Source organism: Oceanobacillus sp. FSL K6-0251 (assembly GCF_038004725.1).
GTDB classification, from domain to species: Bacteria; Bacillota; Bacilli; order Bacillales; family Amphibacillaceae; genus Oceanobacillus; species Oceanobacillus oncorhynchi.
On sequence record NZ_JBBORS010000001.1, the window covers coordinates 3,825,017 to 3,844,023 of the forward strand.

The 19,007-nt window shown below is 42.4% G+C and carries 18 protein-coding genes; 5 read left to right on the plus strand and 13 right to left on the minus strand.

Going from position 1 to position 19,007, the window contains the following annotated elements:
• Positions 1-22 precede the first annotated feature (22 nt).
• From MKY45_RS18990 to MKY45_RS19025, 8 genes are all read right to left on the minus strand, one after another.
• Complete coding sequence (locus tag MKY45_RS18990; protein ID WP_341173236.1) at positions 23-1,645, minus strand: long-chain fatty acid--CoA ligase; 1,623 nt, start codon at positions 1,643-1,645, stop codon at positions 23-25.
• Between the two features lie 14 nt (positions 1,646-1,659).
• Positions 1,660-2,817, minus strand: a complete 1,158-nt coding sequence (locus tag MKY45_RS18995; protein WP_341173237.1) for a thiolase family protein — start codon at positions 2,815-2,817, stop codon at positions 1,660-1,662.
• A gap of 241 nt (positions 2,818-3,058) precedes the next feature.
• Positions 3,059-4,477, minus strand: coding sequence for a hypothetical protein (locus tag MKY45_RS19000; RefSeq protein WP_256705033.1), 1,419 nt, complete (start codon positions 4,475-4,477; stop codon positions 3,059-3,061).
• Positions 4,478-4,559: 82 nt separating this feature from the next.
• A complete protein-coding gene (locus MKY45_RS19005; RefSeq protein ID WP_256705034.1) occupies positions 4,560-5,519 on the minus strand; it encodes a 5-oxoprolinase subunit C family protein in 960 nt (319 codons plus the stop codon).
• Positions 5,516-5,665, minus strand: a complete 150-nt coding sequence (locus MKY45_RS19010) for a hypothetical protein (protein WP_175297004.1) — start codon at positions 5,663-5,665, stop codon at positions 5,516-5,518. The genes MKY45_RS19005 and MKY45_RS19010 overlap by 4 nt, the downstream gene beginning before the upstream one ends.
• Entirely contained in the window at positions 5,662-6,393 is a 732-nt protein-coding gene (gene pxpB / locus MKY45_RS19015; RefSeq protein ID WP_256705035.1) for a 5-oxoprolinase subunit PxpB, read from the minus strand. The genes MKY45_RS19010 and pxpB overlap by 4 nt, the downstream gene beginning before the upstream one ends.
• 166 nt (positions 6,394-6,559) lie before the next feature.
• On the minus strand, positions 6,560-8,002 hold the full coding sequence (locus MKY45_RS19020; protein WP_256705036.1) for a glycoside hydrolase family 1 protein: 1,443 nt from the start codon (positions 8,000-8,002) through the stop codon (positions 6,560-6,562).
• 36 nt (positions 8,003-8,038) lie between these two features.
• On the minus strand, positions 8,039-8,878 hold the full coding sequence (locus MKY45_RS19025; RefSeq protein ID WP_193065289.1) for a histidine phosphatase family protein: 840 nt from the start codon (positions 8,876-8,878) through the stop codon (positions 8,039-8,041).
• Positions 8,879-9,727: 849 nt separating this feature from the next.
• Here MKY45_RS19025 and MKY45_RS19030 point away from each other — a divergent pair.
• Positions 9,728-9,982, plus strand: a complete 255-nt coding sequence (locus tag MKY45_RS19030; RefSeq protein WP_139089013.1) for a hypothetical protein — start codon at positions 9,728-9,730, stop codon at positions 9,980-9,982.
• A gap of 30 nt (positions 9,983-10,012) precedes the next feature.
• On the opposite strand, the gene MKY45_RS19035 is transcribed toward MKY45_RS19030, so the two are convergent.
• The 3 genes from MKY45_RS19035 to MKY45_RS19045 form a co-directional block, all read right to left on the minus strand.
• On the minus strand, positions 10,013-10,831 hold the full coding sequence (locus tag MKY45_RS19035) for a purine-nucleoside phosphorylase (protein WP_042529956.1): 819 nt from the start codon (positions 10,829-10,831) through the stop codon (positions 10,013-10,015).
• A 295-nt stretch (positions 10,832-11,126) separates the two neighbouring features.
• Positions 11,127-12,290 carry a toxic anion resistance protein gene (locus MKY45_RS19040; protein WP_042529954.1) on the minus strand — a complete coding sequence of 388 codons (1,164 nt, stop codon included), beginning with the start codon at positions 12,288-12,290 and terminating at the stop codon, positions 11,127-11,129.
• A gap of 12 nt (positions 12,291-12,302) precedes the next feature.
• Positions 12,303-12,926: a 5-bromo-4-chloroindolyl phosphate hydrolysis family protein gene (locus MKY45_RS19045; RefSeq protein WP_193065495.1), complete on the minus strand. Its 624-nt coding sequence runs from the start codon at positions 12,924-12,926 to the stop codon at positions 12,303-12,305.
• Positions 12,927-13,234: 308 nt separating this feature from the next.
• Here MKY45_RS19045 and coaW point away from each other — a divergent pair, with 308 nt between their 5' ends.
• From coaW to MKY45_RS19060, 3 genes are read left to right on the plus strand one after another with little or no spacing between them, the layout of a single operon-like run.
• Positions 13,235-14,026, plus strand: coding sequence for a type II pantothenate kinase (coaW, locus tag MKY45_RS19050; RefSeq protein WP_193065494.1), 792 nt, complete (start codon positions 13,235-13,237; stop codon positions 14,024-14,026).
• Positions 14,027-14,056: 30 nt separating this feature from the next.
• Complete coding sequence (locus MKY45_RS19055; RefSeq protein WP_341173238.1) at positions 14,057-15,196, plus strand: MBL fold metallo-hydrolase; 1,140 nt, start codon at positions 14,057-14,059, stop codon at positions 15,194-15,196.
• A gap of 14 nt (positions 15,197-15,210) precedes the next feature.
• Positions 15,211-15,477, plus strand: a complete 267-nt coding sequence (locus MKY45_RS19060) for a DUF3006 domain-containing protein (RefSeq protein ID WP_042529946.1) — start codon at positions 15,211-15,213, stop codon at positions 15,475-15,477.
• Positions 15,478-15,685: 208 nt separating this feature from the next.
• Here MKY45_RS19060 and pdxT read toward each other — a convergent pair whose 3' ends face one another.
• Both pdxT and pdxS read right to left on the minus strand, forming a co-directional pair.
• Positions 15,686-16,288, minus strand: a complete 603-nt coding sequence (pdxT, locus tag MKY45_RS19065; protein ID WP_042529944.1) for a pyridoxal 5'-phosphate synthase glutaminase subunit PdxT — start codon at positions 16,286-16,288, stop codon at positions 15,686-15,688.
• Between the two features lie 22 nt (positions 16,289-16,310).
• Positions 16,311-17,201: a pyridoxal 5'-phosphate synthase lyase subunit PdxS gene (gene pdxS, locus MKY45_RS19070; protein ID WP_341173239.1), complete on the minus strand. Its 891-nt coding sequence runs from the start codon at positions 17,199-17,201 to the stop codon at positions 16,311-16,313.
• A gap of 116 nt (positions 17,202-17,317) precedes the next feature.
• Between pdxS and pdxR the strand changes: the two genes are divergently transcribed.
• The gene (gene pdxR, locus MKY45_RS19075; protein ID WP_256705038.1) at positions 17,318-18,715 is read left to right on the plus strand and encodes a MocR-like pyridoxine biosynthesis transcription factor PdxR; all 1,398 of its coding nucleotides are present in this window, start codon (positions 17,318-17,320) and stop codon (positions 18,713-18,715) included.
• Positions 18,716-19,007 lie beyond the last annotated feature (292 nt).

A 19,007-nucleotide genomic window follows, 5' to 3' on the forward strand; every position in this document is an offset into this window, starting at 1 on the left:
TTCCTGTTGAAAAAATTTGATATTATGAAGATGAATCAGATAAGGAAAGCATTTCTTCCACTTGATCCCGCAATGCCCGTTTCAAGAATTTCCCTACCGATGTTTTTGGGATTTCTTCCATAAATAGAACGCGGTCAGGAATCCAGTACTTTGCAAATTGTGGTGTTAAAAATTCTTTCACTTCTTCTTCCGTTAATGTTTTCTTCTCTTTTAATACCACGCATGCTACCGGACGCTCCTGCCACTTTGGATCCGGAACAGCAATCACCGAGGCTTCAAATACCGCTTCATGCGCCATTAATGCATTTTCGATATCGACCGAGGAAATCCACTCCCCGCCGCTTTTGATCATATCCTTGGTACGGTCCACGATTTTCACGGAGCCCTCTTCATCGATATTGACCACATCGCCTGTGTGAAGCCAGCCGTCCCGGAAGGATTCCTCACTGCGGTCATTTTTATAATATGCATCGGCAATCCACGGCCCTCTGACAAGCAATTCGCCTATTGTGTTTCCATCATGCGGGATATCGCCATGTTCATTGATTCCTCTAATTTCAATTCCCGGCACGACCATGCCTTGACGGGAGCGTAATTCCAGACGCTCCTCTTCATCCAGCTCCTGCTGATAGCTTTTTAAACGGGCCAGTGTCACAATCGGAGAGGTTTCTGTCATTCCATATGCATGAACAAAAGGAATATGATAGGTTGATTCAAATGTGCGGATCATCCCTTTTGGAGCAGCTGAGCCGCCGCAAAGAATACAGCGCAGACTGCTTGTATCGTAATCTCCCTGCTCCAGTGCCTGCAGAAAGCCCATCCAAATCGTCGGTACACCGGCTGCCATCGTCACTTTATAATCCTCAACCAGTTCTGCTAAAATCTGCGGTGTCGGCATCGGTCCCGGCAGCACCTGGGTTGTTCCAAACCATAATGCAGCAAATGGCATCCCCCACGCATTTACATGAAACATTGGAACAATAGGCATCGCAATATCTTCCTCTGATAAGCCTACGGTGTCCTTTAATCCCAGAGCCAGGCTATGTAAATAAATCCCGCGGTGAGAATAAGCAACACCCTTTGGCCTGCCCGTTGTTCCAGAGGTATAACATAAACCGGCAATTGTATTTTCATCAATAGCATCATCAAGCTCTGTGTCCGGGTCTGCTTCTTCAAGCAATGATTCATAGGATGCCATATTTGTTAGGCTTGTTTCAGGCAGCTCCTCCTTATCCGTCATCACAATAATTTTTTCTATATCCGTAATTTGGTCTTTCACGCGCTCGATCAATGGAAATAAATCCTCATCCACCAATAAGACTTTATCCTCTGCATGATTGATAATATAGGCTAAATCGTCTGGTGAAACACGGATATTGATTGTATGCAGTACGGCTCCCATCGTCGGAATCGCAAAGTAAGCCTCCAGATGACGGTGATGGTTCCAGGCTATTGTGCCGACTCTGTCCCCTTTTCCCACGCCTAAGCTTTTTAAAGCACCTGCCAGCCGGTGAATCCGTTCGGTTATTTTACTGTACGGAATGGTATGAACTCCGCTCAGCGTACGCGAAATAACTGTTTTATCAGCAAAGTATTTCTCCGCATGCTTCACCATAGTCGTTAAATTTAATTGGGTTTGCATCATTTTAAAATTCCTCCCTATTCCCCTGTCCATCGTTCCAAAATTGTCGCATTAGCCATTCCCAGCCCTTCACACATCGTCTGCAGACCAAAACGCGCTTCGAGCCGCTCCATGGTATGCATCATCGTTACCATCAATCTGGCTCCGCTTGCGCCTAAAGGATGCCCTAAGGCAATAGCTCCCCCGTCAATATTGACTTTTTCTTCATCTGCCCCTAATTCCTTCATCCACATTAAAGGAATGGATGCAAAGGCTTCATTCACTTCAAAAACATCGATATCTTCCATCGATAAACCAGCTTTTTTAAGAACCTTTTTAGTAGCTTCGATTGGACCTGTCAACATCTCTGTCGGATCAGAACCAATCACACTGCGGGTAAGAATACGAAAACGCGGAGTAAAGCCAAGCTCTTTGGCTTTATCAGCAGACATGATTAAAAGTGCTGCTGCACCGTCACTCATCTGACTGGCATTTCCCGCTGTGATTCCGCTCTCCTCTGTAAATAAATCAGGCAATGCATTCAGTTTCTCCATCGAGGTATCTCTTCTCGGCCCTTCATCTTGACAAAATTGAGCAGTGGTTCCATCCGCGCGCTTGACGGAAATAGGCATCATTTGTTGTCGAAAAAAGCCTTTTCCCTGCGCTTGTATCGCACGCTGATGACTCTTGAATGAATAATCATTCATTTTTTGGCGAGAAATCCCCCATTTTTCAGCAATATGAGCGGCTGCGACTCCTTGATGCACCATATCATAGTTATCTAGTAAAGCACGATTCCACTTTACACCCTGCTGGTTGTTTCCCATTGGCACACGTGACATACTTTCCACCCCGGCTGCTACCACAATATCCATATCCCCGCTCAAGATGGCCTGTGCAGCAAAATGTATGGCCTGCTGACCCGATCCGCATTGACGGTCAATCGTTGTTCCAGGAACACTGACCGGATAGCCGGCAATAAGCGCTGCCTGCCTGGCCACATCCACTGCCTGTTCTCCTGTCTGCGTGACGCATCCCATAATAACATCGTCAATGGCTGCTGCATCCAGATTGGTTCGTCTAACTAATTCCTTTAAAGGCGCTGCAGCTAATTCTTCTGCCCTTATCTCACTCAAAAAACCATTTCGTTTACCAATAGGTGTACGTACTGCCTCTACAATCACCGCATCCCGCATCGATACTCCTCCTTTTTCATTTGGAAAGGATATGAATCTATTATCATTTACAGCAAATCGATTTCCGGTGAACCCTATCAATATCCCTTATCAGTTATTAAATAAAAATGTAAAACAACCAAATAAAGTAAACGCTTTCAACATTCATTTTATGTTGTTCAAAAATGAATGTCAAGAGGGAAACAAGCAGGGTATGGCCTCCTAAGCCCATTTCCCCCAATCATTCCCTGCTCTATAAACATTATCCGGCCATATATGCCATTAGTTGAATATATGTCATCACCAAAGCATATAGCACCACAGCAAACACACCGTTAAACTGAAAACCATTTTTAAAGCCGCTCAAACCATTGGAGCCGCTTAAGACAATGATTGGCATAATCACCGGTGATAATAAAATTGATATTGAGCTTCCCAGCGTCACTGAAAGCACAATCAGCTCTGGAGGATACGGCAGGTGGATAGTCTGCAAAATACCAGCTACCAATACCATTACTGTCAACGGACCGAGACCGGCAAAGCCTAAGATAATTACCATAAACGGCAGCAGGTATAATAGATTGATAAATGGAGCGACTGCTTCTAAGGCATAGAGACTGTCGACAACCCAGCCGGCAAAGCCTGTTTTAGTCAATCCTGCAATCAGCATTCCTGCCCCAACCATCACGCATAGCTGATACGACTTGCCCGCCATCTCTTCTTTTACATAAAGTGCTGCAATATGTGTTAATTTATATAAACGCTTCTTCACTAGATAATAGCTAAGTATCCATACGAGGATGGTTAAAGGGATCAGGACAAGCAATTCCATGTTCACCCAAGCGCTCAGGATAAAGATGGAACCGAAAAGAGAGAGAAAGAGAATCATAAATTCACGGACGATCCGCTTTGTCTCCCGTTTATTTCTCGTATGCTGCATAATCTCATCAATTTCATGCTGGAGGCCTCTTGTAAAGTTAACATGATACTTTTTATTCTCCAGCGGGAAGAACAAAATCGCAACGATGGTTCCTAATGCAGCTACCCCCAGCCCTTGCAGAATTGATTTCCATAAGGAAGCCTCCATTGCTTCCACCACATAGGCAAAGCTCGGAATACTGACTACCCACAGAACCGATAACGCAAACCCGCGCAGTATCGCTGTTCCTTTATATCTCTCCCACGCCTCACCCTTTTCGTCCTTTAAGATCATCGATACAAATTGATACAGCATAGGAATCGCGCCAAATAAGAGAAAATATGCGATTACTTGTGTAAAGGAAACCATTCCAAAATAAAATTTCTTACTCGTATCCACAAAATCATGCGCATAGCTGATGGCAGATTCTAAAAATGCTTCTTCCCGCAATACCCAGCTGACCATAGGGATGATAACTAATAATCCGACCATATTCCGCATCTGCAAAAGCCCTTCCCGCATTCCCGAAAGAAAAGAGGTGTCTACAGATAGAAAGATGATTACTCCAGTTAAAAACAAGCCTAATGGCATTTTCAAATGCAGCGGCCCGTAAAATAATGTTCCAAAGAAAATAATTCCAAACCCAAACCATACTAAAAGTGTTAACAGCAGATGAACCTGCAAAAAATACGTGACAAAATGGATCATCGTAAAACCAATGATACAAATGACTAACGCCGGACTGACGAATTGTTTACTCATTATTGACTAGCTCCTATACGTTCGTGTTCTCTTTACTTTACCATGGAATCACCTTGTGTTAAAGCTCCCTTCAAATCAGCAATCACTCCTCTGACCGGACAGCTGTCCGGAGTATTTTAAAATAACGCTGCTGCGCCAGATAATCTGCGTGGGCTCTTTCTAAAGGAACCGATAAAAACCGCACCTCTGCCCCAATCTTCTTTTGCACCAGCTGAGGAATATCTGCGGCGATGACCGTAGCAATACGTGCGTATCCTCCTGTTGTCTGCCGGTCCGCTAAAAGCACGATCGGCTGACCATTTGCCGGCACCTGAATGGTACCGGGAAGCACAGCATCCGAAATAATGTCCGCTTTATCCACATGAGACAAAGCCTTCCCTTCTAAACGATAACCCATGCGATTGGACTGTTCAGTAATACGATAGCTTTCCTGAAGAAATTGCTGATAGATTGTGTCTGAAAAAGCAGATATATCCGGCCCGGTAATGACTCTGATTGGACGGTGCTGTTCATAATTTGGTATATCTGTCTTTTTTAAATACCTGCCTGTCCGGATGGATTTCAGATTTTTATCCTCTGCAGATAGGCGGTCTCCTTTTTGCAAGATTCTTCCCTCTATCCCGCCAAGATTGGCTTGCGCATAGGTAGACTTGCTCCCCATTACTGTTTCGGCATAAAATCCGCCGCTTACTGCCAGATAAGCATAGGTTCCATGAACCGGCTTGCCAAATGACAGAATCTGCCCTGTATAAACGCGGAAGGATTTCCATGGACAGACAGGCTCTCCGTCAACAGCTGCTGACAAATCTGCGCCGCCGACAGCAATGACCGCATCCTGTAAAAACTTCAATCGGGGACCCATCAACATGATTTCCAACGTTGCTGCTTCCTCCGGATTGCCGACGAGCAGATTTGCAATGCGATGGGCAAAGGTGTCCATTGCTCCTGCCGTCGGAATACCGTATTTTTGATAGCCAATCCTTCCAGTGTCTTGGATACTGGTCGATAATCCAGGTTTCATGACTTCCAAGATTTCTTTCAACGTGAATCACCTGCCGTAACTACCTTCGAATACAGAGCACCATGCGATTTCACATGTCTGCACTGACTCCTGCAGCGTGCCGCAAATTCATTCATTGCGCCAAAGCTCTTTTTTGGGTTCCCATTCAAAACGATATGCAAATTCATGATTGCTCCTCCTTTTCTTGGTTTATCTGAGGCTGGTAGCTTCCGTTTTCTACTGCTTCTTCTATTTTATAATAGGTTTGCAGATCAATTGCTTCAAACTGGAGCAGATCTCCGGATTGGATAAGGATTTTTTTCTCCCCCTTCGCATCATAAAGACGTACAGGAGTTTTGCCGATAATTCTCCAGCCTCCAGGGGATTCCAGCGGGTAAATCCCTGTCTGTTTATCCGCAATACCTACTGCCCCCTGCTCCACCATTTTTCTTGGATTATCCAGCCTTGGTACGGCAAGCTTTTCAGATAAACCGCCTAAATAGGGAAAGCCAGGCATAAAGCCCATCATATAAACATAATAAAGCGGCTCCGTATGCAGACGAATCACTTCTTGAATGGAAAGTTTAGAGCGGGCAGCAACATCTTCCATATCTAAGGCAACCTCCTTGTCATAGCATACTGGAATCGTAATCTTTCTGGCTGCAGGAGGAGCTGTTTCCTCCATTATTTTTTGTAAATGGATAAGCTTTTTTTCAAGCTCTCTATAAGTGATTTCACTCGGGTTATAATAAATCGTGATGGCAGTATATGCAGGAATCCATTCCGATACTCCCTGTATTGGATATTTTTCTAAGAGAGCGCCAAAGCGATGCACTGCGTTATTTACTTGTCTGTCAATGACATTGCCAAAGGGAATTCGTACACCGCGGTCTCCGTATAGTTGAATAGGATACATGATTTATCACCTGTCTTTTTTGTTCTGAACTTTCTGTATTCATATTGTACACCTATTTTTTAGCAGAAACGAATGATTTGAACACGCAAAATCCAAAAAAGCGGCTCTACATTCAAACAATGAAGGTAAAGCCGCTTTTCTTATGTTAGTTTTAAATAATTTCTTTTTACTCGTTTGCCAAGTTTGCACCATTAGCAGCGATGGTATCTTTATACCAGTAAAATGATTTTTTGCGTTTTCGTTCCAGTGTGCCGCTGCCGTCATCATGCTTGTCCACATAGATAAAACCATAGCGTTTCGACATCTCCCCGGTGGAGGCACTTACTAGATCAATGCATCCCCAGCTCGTATATCCCATTAAATCCACACCATCTTCTACAGCTTCAAGCATTTGTTTCATATGCTCCCGCAGGTAGTCGATACGATAATCATCTTGAATCGAACCGTCCTCTTCCACTTTGTCATAGGCACCTAAACCATTTTCTACAATAAATAATGGCATCTGATACCTGCTGTACAGCCTGTTGAGGGAAATGCGTAAACCAACCGGGTCAATTTCCCAGCCCCAATCACTAGCTTTCAAAAATGGATTTTTAACGCCGCCAAGCAGAATATTTCCATCTGCCTGCCCGCCATTCACATCCACTTTCTTTTCTGTCTTAGACATGTAATAACTGAAGCTGATGTAATCCACTGTTCCTTCCTTGATAATATCCAAGTCGCCATCCTCTATCTCCAATTCAATGTTATGCTCCCGGAAATACCGCTGGATATAAGCTGGATATTCTCCTCTTACTTGTACATCTGTACAAAAATAATTAAAGCGTTCATCCTTCTCCAATGCATCCATGACATTTTCCGGGTTGCTGTCATAGACATAGAATGGAGCGTAAATAATCATACATCCAATCTGGGCTTCCGGCATGATTTCATGGCATCGTTTCACTGCTTTCGCGCTCGCAACAAATTGATGATGGAATGCCTGGAATGTCGGTTGATAACGATCTTCCTCTTTTTTAATCGCAAACCCTAATCCCATGATCGGCATCATTAATCCGCTGTTGATTTCATTAAAGGTCATCCAGTATTTCACTTTCCCCTGATAACGGGTAAAAATAGCTTCCGTATATCTTTCAAAGAAAGTAATAGCTTCCCGATTTCTCCAGCCGCCGTACTCCTTCACTAAGTGCAGAGGCATTTCATAATGGGAAATGGTGACGACCGGCTCGATATCATATTTTAACAGCTCATCAATGACCTTATCGTAGAAAGCCAGTCCTTCCTCATTTGGCTCCAATTCATCGCCATTCGGGAAAATCCGTGACCAGGCAATAGATAAGCGGAATGCTTTAAAGCCCATCTCTGCAAATAACGCAATATCTTCTTTGTAACGATGATAGAAATCGATTGCTTCATGATTCGGATAGCTTTTTCCTTCTTCTATTTCAAACTGAAATCCCGGATTACGCAGCACCTGTAATCTTTCTTTTCCGCCAGGCAGCACATCGGCTATATTTAATCCTTTATTTCCTTCGTGAAATCCGCCTTCTAATTGGTTGGCTGCTGTTGCGCCGCCCCATAAAAATCCTTCTGGAAAAGCTTTTGCCATGTTACTCTCCTCCTTGAGTCATTATTATTCTTCCTCTTACTTCTTTCCTTCTTCAACATAACTCATATCATTGACAGAATCTAGCTGAAATTCTCCGTTCTGATACGTTATAACGGATACACTTGCATTATCAAGACCGCCTTCTGGCACCTCATAATCATCAAAATACGTATCCAGCAAAGCAGATATACTTAACCCGTGAGAGACAAGTAAAACATTTCCTGACCCCTCTTGCCCTTGTTCTGCTTCTACTAACTCATCCAGGCCCTCTGTCAGCCGTGCTGTAATGGTATCATAATCCTCTGCAGGCCAATTAAGTCCCTCTTCATCTCTTCCTTCGTCAAGCTCTGCTACACTGTTTGAAAACGTTTCTGGTTCGAGATTTTCTAAAAATTCCTCCAGTGTAATTCCTTGCAAATCTGCAATATCCTGCCACATTGTCTCGTTTAGATCTCCTTCATATGTTCCGAAGTTAAATTCACGAAAACGTTCATCTGTATTTAAATCAAGTTCCGAAGATGTTTCGTTTTCTTCCATAATGATTTCTGCTGTTTGAATAGCCCTTCCGCTGTCACTGCTGTAGGCATTTTGGAAATCAATATCTTTTAAACCGATTCCTGCTTGTGTGACGACCTCTTCACCTGCCGGAGTCAATACAGCATCAGACCAGCCCTGCACACGATCGGTTGTATTTAACATTGTTTTCCCGTGACGGACAATGTAGATAGTTAATTCATCATTTGATTCTGCTTCTACGACTTCCTTTTCACTCCCCTCTGTATCTCCGTCATTATTTTCCTCTGCTTCGGAACTGCTGCAAGCTGCCAGGACGAATACAAAACATAGTGCTGCCATGACTCCCCATATCTTTTTCATATCTTTTCTCCTCCAAAATAGATTTATTCTTTATTTTATAAGTCACTTTTTGCCCAACTGTAATATTGATACTGTTATATGCCATGCTCCTGCTACATTTTCCTTCCACCTCCTTTCAGCTTTTTTAGAAATAAAAAACCTGAATTATTTTGAACACACTTCACGTGCATTCAAAACAATCCAGGTTATGCCCAATAAGGTAACATTCCATTTTGCCAATATTCAATCTATATTTAGGTTAGAATAAAAAATAAATTATGTCAACGGTTCCATTTCCCTAATTATGAGGACCCTCTATACCAAAAGAAATGTCATGAGGCCGGTTTTTTTCAAACGCCAGCTATGCTTATTCTTCTTTCAAAAAAGAAAACCTGAACAAATTAAACAGATAGAGCGCACTCTATGCCGTTTAACTCATTCAGGTTTTGCCTGCCTCACAGTAACAATCCTTTATCACCTTCATTATATATAAGAACGCTTTCAAAATCAATAGCTAAGAAAAATCAAGAATACCGCTTGGTCTTTAAAACATCAGTGTTCTCGCCGAAGAGATGTCCGCTGCGGGAAGTCGCTTTCCGCTGGCAACGCTTCAGTCTCCTCGGAAGAAAACCGCTTCCTGCGGGGTCTTCACCTGTTGCTTTTCCCGCAGGAGTCGACTTCCCTCCGCTCCCATCTAAGAAGAATTATGTTTTATTTACTTTTTTACAAAGAAATAACACAAATTCTAGCGACGCTTTTGGATAGGACAAGCAATGTTGTCAGGTTAATGAATTTTCTTAAATATTATACAGATAGTAATAAAACCTATCTAGCGGAGGAAAAACACGGAGACTCCTATGGGAAAGCGCAATGGTCTTCGGTGGGGCGAGTAATCGCAGGCCCAGGGTGAAGACCCCGCAGAAAAAAAGCGAACTTCTTTTTTTCGAGGAGGCTGAGCGCAAGCCCATGGAAAGCGTAGTGTTTTTCCGCAGCGGTCGCATTAACCTGACAACATTGAAGATTACTCCCTTAATGAAACTCATTGTAGCGGCTATATTCAACATTTTTTATATCCTTTCTTATTCTTTAAAAAGAAACTTCATCCTGCATCTTGGTGCTGAATGAAGTCTCCGTTATGCCATATAACTGCTGTGCTTACATCTGATGAATGACTTCTTTAACGAGTTTCACAAATTTACTGCGCGATTGTGCAGCAACCTCAATCACTTCATCATGACTCAGCGGCTGATCTAATATACCGCTTGCCATATTGGTTAAGCAGGAAATACCTAATACCTTCATTCCGCCATGGACGGCAACAAGCGCTTCAGGAACGGTGGACATGCCGGCTGCATCTCCTCCAAGCACGCGAATCATGCGAATTTCTGCCGGTGTTTCATAAGCTGGTCCGCTCCACCAGGTATATACACCCTCCTGCAAATTAATCTGATTTTCTTTGGCAATATTTTTAGCCAAATCGCGAAGTTCACGGTTATATATTTGGGAAGAATCCGGAAAACGAGTTCCCAGGTCATCATTATTTGGGCCAATTAATGGGTTCGTTCCAACTAAGTTAATATGATCTGTAATCAGCATTAAATCACCAGGGTTAAAATCTTTATTTACTGCTCCGCTTGCGTTGGTAACAATCAGTTTATCCGCACCAAGCGCCTGTATAACACGTACTGGAAAAGTCACTTCATCCAAGGAATAGCCTTCATAATAATGGTAACGCCCTTTCATCGCTACGATACGCTTGCCATGCAATGTACCGATAACAAGCTGATTGGCATGTCCAACAGCTGCGGATTTAGTGAAATGCGGGATTTCTTCATACGGAACGACAACTGCGTCTTCTAATTCATCTGCCAAGCCGCCTAATCCGGAACCAAGAATAATACCGATTTCTGGGGTCATATCTGTTTTACTTTGAATAAACTCTCTTGCTTCTTTTATTTGCTGTGTCTGATGCATTTATGATTTCCTCCTTATAGTAGCTTTATTTTTTAGCTTCCCGATGACAGTCTGTTAAAAACGCCAGCGTCTTTAAACGGTGTACACTTCTATCTTATCTTACAGTTCGATATAAAATCAATTTGTCAGTGCAGTAATCTATGTTAAGCGATTAAAAATAAGGTGTCAATTAGGAACCAAAAGCGCTTGGTATAAGACGTGGACTGCGTCAACTTATCACAAATACCGCCATCATACATCATCCTTTTCTGCCATCCAAATAAAAAAACCAGGCGCTTCACCTGGTTTTCTGTCTTTATTCTTTAAATTCCAGCATTTTATTTTTTAATTCCTCTTCCATGCCGATTAATTCTTTTTCTGCCTCATTACGCTTTTTACGTCCATCTGATTGAATTTGCAGTGTTTCTTCAATGGTAGACATTAATTTTTCCTGCGTCTGCTTCAATGTATCAATATCGACAAGGCCTCGTTCATTTTCCTTGGCTGTCTCCACCGTATTCTCTTTCAGCATATCCGCATTTTTTAATAATAAATCGTTTGTTGTTTGCGATACCTGTTTCTGTGCTTCCATCGCATGACGCTGTCTTAATAGGGTCAAGGCAATGGCCACCTGATTTTTCCATAGTGGAATCGCAGTTAAAACAGAGGATTGTATTTTTTCGACAAGTGCCTGATTCGTATTTTGGATAAGACGGATCTGCGGAGCACTTTGCATTGTAATTTGACGGCTTAACCGGAGATCATGCGTCCGTTTTTCCAGCCGGTCCACAAATTGAAGCATATCATTTACTTCCTGAACATCCATCTGACTTCCGCTTGTTTCTGCTTTTTGGCGAAGCTGCGGGATAATCTCATTATTGATTTCCTCCACCTTTAATTCGCCGGCAGCAATATAAATATTTAAAGCATCGTAATAATCCCGGTTGGTAGAAAATAATTTATCAAGCATTTCATTGTCCGACAAGAGTAAATCTTTATTTCGGTCCAGACGCACACTGATACGATCAATCTGGGAGCTTGTCTTTTGATAACGGGATAATACCTCATTCACAGATTTCGACAGTTTTCCAAACAAACGTGATAAGAAGCCTGTTTTCTCCTCCTGCAGTTCAGAAGGGTCAATATCCTCCAGCTTTTTCATCAGCTCATTTAGAATCGAACCAATTTGGCTGACATCCTGCTTTTGAACATGCTCCAGCATCTCATGTGAAAATTGATGTAATTTTGCTTGTGCCTCTACACCATATTTCACTAAAGACTGTTGGTTGGTTGTATCGATTTGCTGCTTTAACTGCTCTGCTTTTTTACGATGCTCGCCGGGAAGTCTGTCAACCAGTCTTGGCGCCTCCGAGCTTTCCATATTTTGTTCGGAAATATCCGTTGAAACCTCTGTTCGTTCTCCAAACGGGTCATTTAATAAATCATTTATCGAATCATTAGTTTGGTCTTTTGCAGTCATGTAGAATCCTCCTTATTTTTTAGATCGGCGCAGCGTCTTTTTGGCTACATCCAGCTCAAAATCCAATGTTTCTAGATCATCCCTCAGCATCACTTGCAGATCCTTTTTAATCGTGGGACTAAAGGCGGTAAGCGTCTGCCTGGTTTCCTTTAATGATTTTTGCATCTCGATAGATGGAGAAGGCTGGCTGGAAAGATACGCATAACGCTCTGATAATTCGACAAGCGAGTCTAAATGATTATAGAAGAAACGCTCTGCCTGGTAAAATCGTACCGGTTCTTTTCTTGCGTTGTTATATATTTTTTGAGCCGTTCTTACAATCGTTAAATTCTCCCGCGCATGCTGGAAAGACCTTACTTTGAATAAAGCTTTCTGCATACGTGTGATTTTTCCTCTGGCCTCTTTTAAATTGGCATCAATAAATTTATATTCTTTTTTAGTCAATCCCTGACTTTTAACAAATCGATAATCCATAATCTGTTTTGTGGCTGCATAGGTCAATACGCCCCCAATTGCAGCAAAAAGACTGGTCAACAGGACAGTCTGTCCATATATAAAAAAGCTAACAAGCCATATAGCTGTCAGGCTGACAGCACCAACAAAGCTCTGCATTAAAAATTGCATAATTGCTCGCATATGCTCACTCCTACGTGATTAATCATTCTATCCTAAGTATAATCGTCTATACTCTTACTCTTATTATACTATTACGAACGAGGCTTTTAAAAGTTTCAATTTCTTTTTATTTAAAACTCGCTACATAAATTATTTTCTCATATCTCACCTGCAGTAAGAAATCTTTAACAGCAGCTTTCTCTTCTTCCTCTTAAAAGAGACCCCTGTTTAATTTATCTTTATATTAAAAAATATGATAATATAAGAATAAATGTTCTTATATTTGCCGAACCGAAATTAGCAGACTTACATTCATGGAGGGATTTTTAATGAAACGAATTGGTATTGATGCAGGCGGATCTTTAATAAAAATTGCCTATGAAGAGAGAGGCAGGCTTCGATTAAAAACTTTTCCTGCCAAGCAAACCCATGAGGTCATTTCCTGGTTGAAGTTGACTGCACCGGAAGCAGCGCTTCAGGTGACAGGCGGAAGAGCTGAACAGATTAAAGCCGACAACCAATCTATTTCTATTTTTAAGGAATTCACATGTGTAATAGAGGGAACAAAGTACTTATTATCGGAAGAAAAAAAGCTTCCGGATACGGATTATCTTTTAGTGAATATCGGCACAGGAACTTCTTTTTTCCACAAACAGAAACGCTTATCAGGAACAGGAGTCGGCGGCGGGTTGTTTACAGGCCTCGGAGCAATTATTGCGGGTACTTCTGATTATCATTCACTGGTAGATCTGGCCTCTAAAGGAGACAGGACCTGCAGTGATTTGATGGTCTCAGATATTTATCAATCCAGCTATTCGCCTGTCGAGGCTTCTTTGACCGCTGCTAATTTTGGAAAAGACCAGCTGGATCAATCCGTTTCAGCTGAGGACCAGCTGGCCGCATTAACCCAGCTTATTGGCGAGACGATTGTACTGCTTTCCAGCTTAACGGCAAACTCATTAGCTACAAAAGAAATCGTCATGATCGGCGGTGCATTGACCGGAAATCCGCTTTTAAAGCAAGTGATAGGCTCTTTTGAAAGTATGTTTGATTACAATTTAACCTTTTTAGAAAAAGGAGGCCATGCCGGTGCTGTCGGTGCATTATATTACGATGAATAAAAAGAATGACAGGAACAAGGAGAATTCATTTTGAAAAACATTATTTATTTCAGCTTTATAATTATCTTTGCATTGGCAGGCTGTAACGCAGACACAGATACAGCTGCACAATCAAACAGCGTGGACGGAGATTTTCAAGCACATTTTATCGATGTCGGGCAAGGCGATTCCACCTTATTCACTTTCGACGACGGAGAGGAGGAAACGGCAATCCTGTTTGATACGGGGGACTGGCAGGGTAATGAAGTGGTTCCTTACTTAGAGGCACAGGGAATCTCAGCAATTGATCTTGTCATTATCAGCCATCCGGATGCAGATCATATCGGTCAGCTTTCCAAAGTCCTGGATCATTTTGCTGTCGATGAAGTTTGGATGTCCGGAAATGAAAGCACCTCCAATACATACCAAACTGCGATGGAAAAAATCCTATCTCAGGATATCAATTATCATGAACCGCGGACCGGCGAGGAGTATGAACTTGGCCCGATTGACTTGGAAGTGCTGTACCCTGAGGACATTTCCGGAAAAGCGAATGAAGAGTCGGTCAGTATTCGTTTAGCCTATGATCAGGTTTCCTTTGTTTTGACTGGAGATGCCGGAGTGAAGGAAGAAAAGGAAATGATAGAAGCTTCTTCGCTTAACAGCACCTTCTTACATTTAGGGCACCATGGCTCCAATACATCCACTGATCCCGCCTTTTTAGATGCTGTCGATCCGCAGGCTGCCATTTATAGCGCTGGAGAAGATAATTCATACGGGCATCCAAGTACAGAGGTTATTGATTTATTAGATGAAGAAAACATTGACTGGTACGGAACCGATGTTGATGGAAACATTGTTGTTACGACAGATGGATCATCCTATTCGATTGAAACCGAGATGGGCGAGGATATTACTGTTTCCAAACCAGATGCAGCCGATGAGAAGAATCAGGATGCTTCCGAAGACGCTTCTGCTTCAAATGAAGAAAACGAGGATGGCAGCTGTATTAATATCAATAACGCATCCCAAGAGGAATTAACCGGGATTATTCATATCGGTGACGAACGTGCCAATCAAATAATAAATAAACGCCCGTTCGATACGTTCGAGGAGCTGGAGGAAATTGACGGAATCGGTCCGAGCAGAATCGCAGATATGGAAGCCGAGGGTCTAATTTGTGACTTTTAAAGGAGGGATATAGCATGAAAGGAATTATCGACCGGTTTGAAGGCGAATCGGCTGTTATTTTAGTGGAAGCGGAGAATCGGGAATTACTTGTTCCAAAGAAAGAGCTCCCGAGTGACTGTAAAGTGAAATCAGCGGTAATTGTAGAAGAATCCGCAGGAAAGCAAAACCCAGTAATTCAGCTTGATCCGGAAACAGATCAGAAGAAAAAACAAGTGTCCAGTAACCTGCGGGAAGCTCTATTAAATCGAAAAAAGAATAGTAAACTGAAAAAAAAGAAATAGTTTACCTCCTTTCTTCTTTCCAGCCAAGAGAAACCTCATTAAGGATAAGAAAAACTTGCTGCATCATTCCCTTTAAAACGCGAAAAAGAGCTGGTTCACGTATCAGCTCTTTTTCTATGTTTCACCATAAGAACATGCAAAACTCGTATACACTTACCTGATTAGTCAATGCTAGTTTCTTGCTGCTATTCTATTGTAAAACTTTTTGCTATACCGTTAATACCGGCTTCTCCTCCACCAGCGAAAGAAATAATTCCAGAAAGCGATTATCATCGGTCAGCTCCGGATGAAAAGCCGCTACAATTAAATTTTCTTCTTTTGCAGCCACAATTTTATCATCATAGGCAGCTAAAACTTCCACACGCTCTCCTGCCGATTCAATATATGGGGCACGTATAAACACGGCTGGATACGGCTCCTTCATTCCGTTCACATCCAGATTTGCTTCAAAACTGTCCCGCTGTCTTCCAAAACCATTCCGTTTAACTTGTACATCCATCAGACCTAAATGCACACTCTGCTCTGCATCCACCTGACCCTTGCCAAGCAAAACGAGACCGGCACAGGTTCCAAAAATCGGCTTCTTGGATTGGGCAAATTGTTTTACAGCATCCACAAGATTATTTTTCTTCATCAAGCGCCAAATTGCTGTGCTTTCCCCTCCCGGAATAATTAAAGCATCCACCGTTTCAAGCAGCTCCCTATTTTTAATCAGAATCGGCTCATGTCCTGCTTGTTGCAAATGACTCGCATGCTCTTCTGTCGCTCCCTGCATGCCAAGAATTCCGATTCGATATTTTTGTTCACTCATCGTATCCGCTCCTTTCAGCGACTTAGAAACTCCGATCCTGCATTCTATCCTCTGCTCTTAACGTTTTCATATCGATACCCTTCATTGCTTCTCCCAAGTCTTTAGAAAGCTCGCCAATTTTTTGGTAGTCTTGATAATACGTTGTTGCTTCAACAATAGAACGTGCAAATTTTTCCGGATTTTTTGATTTAAAGATACCAGATCCGACAAAGACCCCGTCTGCTCCAAGCTCCATCATCAATGCAGCATCTGCCGGAGTTGCCACCCCGCCTGCAGCAAAGTTTACCACTGGCAGCCTGCCTGTTTCCTTCACCTGCAGCAGCACTTCAAATGGTGCTCCAAGATTTTTAGCTTCTGTCATCAGCTCATCCGCGTTCATATGTACAATTCTTCTTACCTGTGATTGCACTTCGCGTAAATGGCGTACTGCTTCCACGATATTTCCTGTTCCAGGCTCTCCTTTTGTCCGAAGCATCGACACGCCTTCTCCAATCCGGCGGGCTGCTTCTCCTAAATCACGGCATCCGCATACAAATGGAACAGTGAATGGCTTTTTATCTAAGTGGAATAAATCATCCGCCGGCGTCAGCACTTCACTTTCGTCAATATAATCCACCCCAAGTGATTCTAAAACACGTGCTTCGACAATATGGCCGATACGCACCTTTGCCATTACTGGAATGGATACAGCTTCCATTACTTCTTCTACAATACTGACATCTGCCATTCTCGCTACACCGCCTGCAGCACGAATATCAGACGGGACTTTCTCCAATGCCATGACAGCAACAGCGCCCGCTTCTTCTGCTATTTTTGCCTGTTCTTTATTAACAACATCCATAATGACGCCGCCTTTTTGCATTTGCGCCATTCCTCTTTTTACACGCTCTGTACCTGTTACTCGATCTGCCATTTTGTTTCCTCCTAGATTTTTGATTGATTTTTTATTATTATAAAAATAATATGATATGAATGAAAGTGCCAATTTTTCATCATTTAATGAGGTCAGTTTTCCAGAGGAGAGAGAAGATGGATTTATTATCTGTTCATTTAGAAAAAACAAACAATAGCCCATTATACGAACAGCTTTATGAGTTTATTAAACAGGAAATTGTACAGGAGCGGCTTCCCTATGGCCAAAAATTGCCTTCCAAACGAAAGCTCGCCAATCATTTGGAAGTAAGTCAGAATACAGTGGAAACTGCTTTTGAACAGCTTGTTGCAGAAGGTTATATTGCATCACAGCCCAGAAAAGGATTCTATGTACTGGCCCATGGCGATTTAGAATTTGTAGAGCATTCGGGGAAAAAGGAGATTGCTGATGCGGGGAAAGAACCATCCGTTTTATTTGATTTTTCTCCCAATAAAATTGATACGGAGGCATTTCCCTTTTCTGCATGGAGAAAATTAAACCGTCAAGTGATTGATGAATCTCATCATGATTTACTGCTGCTTGGCGATGGGCAAGGCGATAAAGAGCTGCGCGAAGCTATTGCCCACTATGTCTATCACGCACGGGGAATTGACTGTGACCCGGACATGATTGTCGTCGGAGCAGGAATTGAAGTTTTAATGCAGCAGCTGCTTTCCCTGCTCCCCGGATCTACCATATTCGGCATTGAAGACCCCGGCTATCAGTTAATGGTGAAGTTAATAACACACTTTGGCTTTTTAGGACGAGCCTTAGATATGAACGAAGAAGGCGTGTCCATTGAAGCAGTTCGCCTCTTAGAGCCTGATTACATCTATGTCACTCCGTCCAACCATTTTCCATATGGAACAGTGACCTCCATCAACCGGCGCAATCAGTTGTTACAGTGGGCAAATGAAACAGCGGACCGGTATATTATAGAAGATGATTATGACAGTGAGTTTCGTTATACAGGGAAAACGATCCCTCCTATGAAAAAAATGGATTTCAATGACCGGGTTATCTACCTTGGTTCGTTTTCCAAATCATTGATTCCTTCCCTGCGAATCAGCTATATGATCCTGCCCAAAGCATTACTGGAGCAGTATCGGAACAGGCTTACTTTTCACCATTCTACAGTTTCGCGAATGGATCAGCATGTGCTGGCGCATTTTATTCAGGAGGGTTATTTTGAAAAGCATTTGAATCGAATGCGGAAAATATATAGAAAGAAATTTGAACTGGTCCATCAATTATTTGAACCGTATAAACCATCTATACAGCTTCTTGGAGAACAATCAGGACTCCATGTCGTCTGTGAGGTGCGAAATGGTCTGACAGAAGAAGAGATACTTCGAAGAGCGGAGCAGAAAGGTATCAAAATCTATCCGATTTCCTATTACGCTTCAAAAAATGCCGTTTTCCCTTATCCGCAATTTGTGATCGGCTTCGCAGGTATCGCAGAGGAAAAGCTCAAAGAAGCAGTACAATCGATTATCGATATTTGTCAGAAGTGAGTTTATCTCAAGCTGACTTGCTGCAGGATGGCATAGGGATTGTAAAACGCCCGCTGAATAAAGTTCCACTTTATGCTATAATAAATTATTCTCTGCAAAATGACGCAGCCTTCCAATAAAGGATTTTTATGGTTTCTGACCGTAATGGGATGCTGCCTGCTAATTTGGTTTGCTCGGCAATGACACAGGGTATTTATCATTACACCCAATTTATCAGCAGAGTATCGTTTCATCTGTAATCCAGTAAATGATTGCTTTTAACAGCAAGTGCTATTCATCAGGTCTGGTTTAA

Bases quoted from the DNA above. Each gene is read 5' to 3' on its own strand.
- MKY45_RS18990 (WP_341173236.1), bottom strand. From the start codon at position 1,645: ATGATGCAAACCCAATTAAATTTAACGACTATGGTGAAGCATGCGGAG.
- MKY45_RS18995 (WP_341173237.1), bottom strand. From the start codon at position 2,817: ATGCGGGATGCGGTGATTGTAGAGGCAGTACGTACACCTATTGGTAAA.
- MKY45_RS19000 (WP_256705033.1), bottom strand. From the start codon at position 4,477: ATGAGTAAACAATTCGTCAGTCCGGCGTTAGTCATTTGTATCATTGGT.
- MKY45_RS19010 (WP_175297004.1), bottom strand. From the start codon at position 5,665: ATGAATTTGCATATCGTTTTGAATGGGAACCCAAAAAAGAGCTTTGGC.
- pxpB (WP_256705035.1), bottom strand. From the start codon at position 6,393: ATGTATCCTATTCAACTATACGGAGACCGCGGTGTACGAATTCCCTTT.
- MKY45_RS19020 (WP_256705036.1), bottom strand. From the start codon at position 8,002: ATGGCAAAAGCTTTTCCAGAAGGATTTTTATGGGGCGGCGCAACAGCA.
- MKY45_RS19025 (WP_193065289.1), bottom strand. From the start codon at position 8,878: ATGAAAAAGATATGGGGAGTCATGGCAGCACTATGTTTTGTATTCGTC.
- MKY45_RS19030 (WP_139089013.1), top strand. From the start codon at position 9,728: ATGGTCTTCGGTGGGGCGAGTAATCGCAGGCCCAGGGTGAAGACCCCG.
- MKY45_RS19035 (WP_042529956.1), bottom strand. From the start codon at position 10,831: ATGCATCAGACACAGCAAATAAAAGAAGCAAGAGAGTTTATTCAAAGT.
- MKY45_RS19040 (WP_042529954.1), bottom strand. From the start codon at position 12,290: ATGACTGCAAAAGACCAAACTAATGATTCGATAAATGATTTATTAAAT.
- MKY45_RS19045 (WP_193065495.1), bottom strand. From the start codon at position 12,926: ATGCGAGCAATTATGCAATTTTTAATGCAGAGCTTTGTTGGTGCTGTC.
- coaW (WP_193065494.1), top strand. From the start codon at position 13,235: ATGAAACGAATTGGTATTGATGCAGGCGGATCTTTAATAAAAATTGCC.
- MKY45_RS19060 (WP_042529946.1), top strand. From the start codon at position 15,211: ATGAAAGGAATTATCGACCGGTTTGAAGGCGAATCGGCTGTTATTTTA.
- pdxT (WP_042529944.1), bottom strand. From the start codon at position 16,288: ATGAGTGAACAAAAATATCGAATCGGAATTCTTGGCATGCAGGGAGCG.
- pdxS (WP_341173239.1), bottom strand. From the start codon at position 17,201: ATGGCAGATCGAGTAACAGGTACAGAGCGTGTAAAAAGAGGAATGGCG.
- pdxR (WP_256705038.1), top strand. From the start codon at position 17,318: ATGGATTTATTATCTGTTCATTTAGAAAAAACAAACAATAGCCCATTA.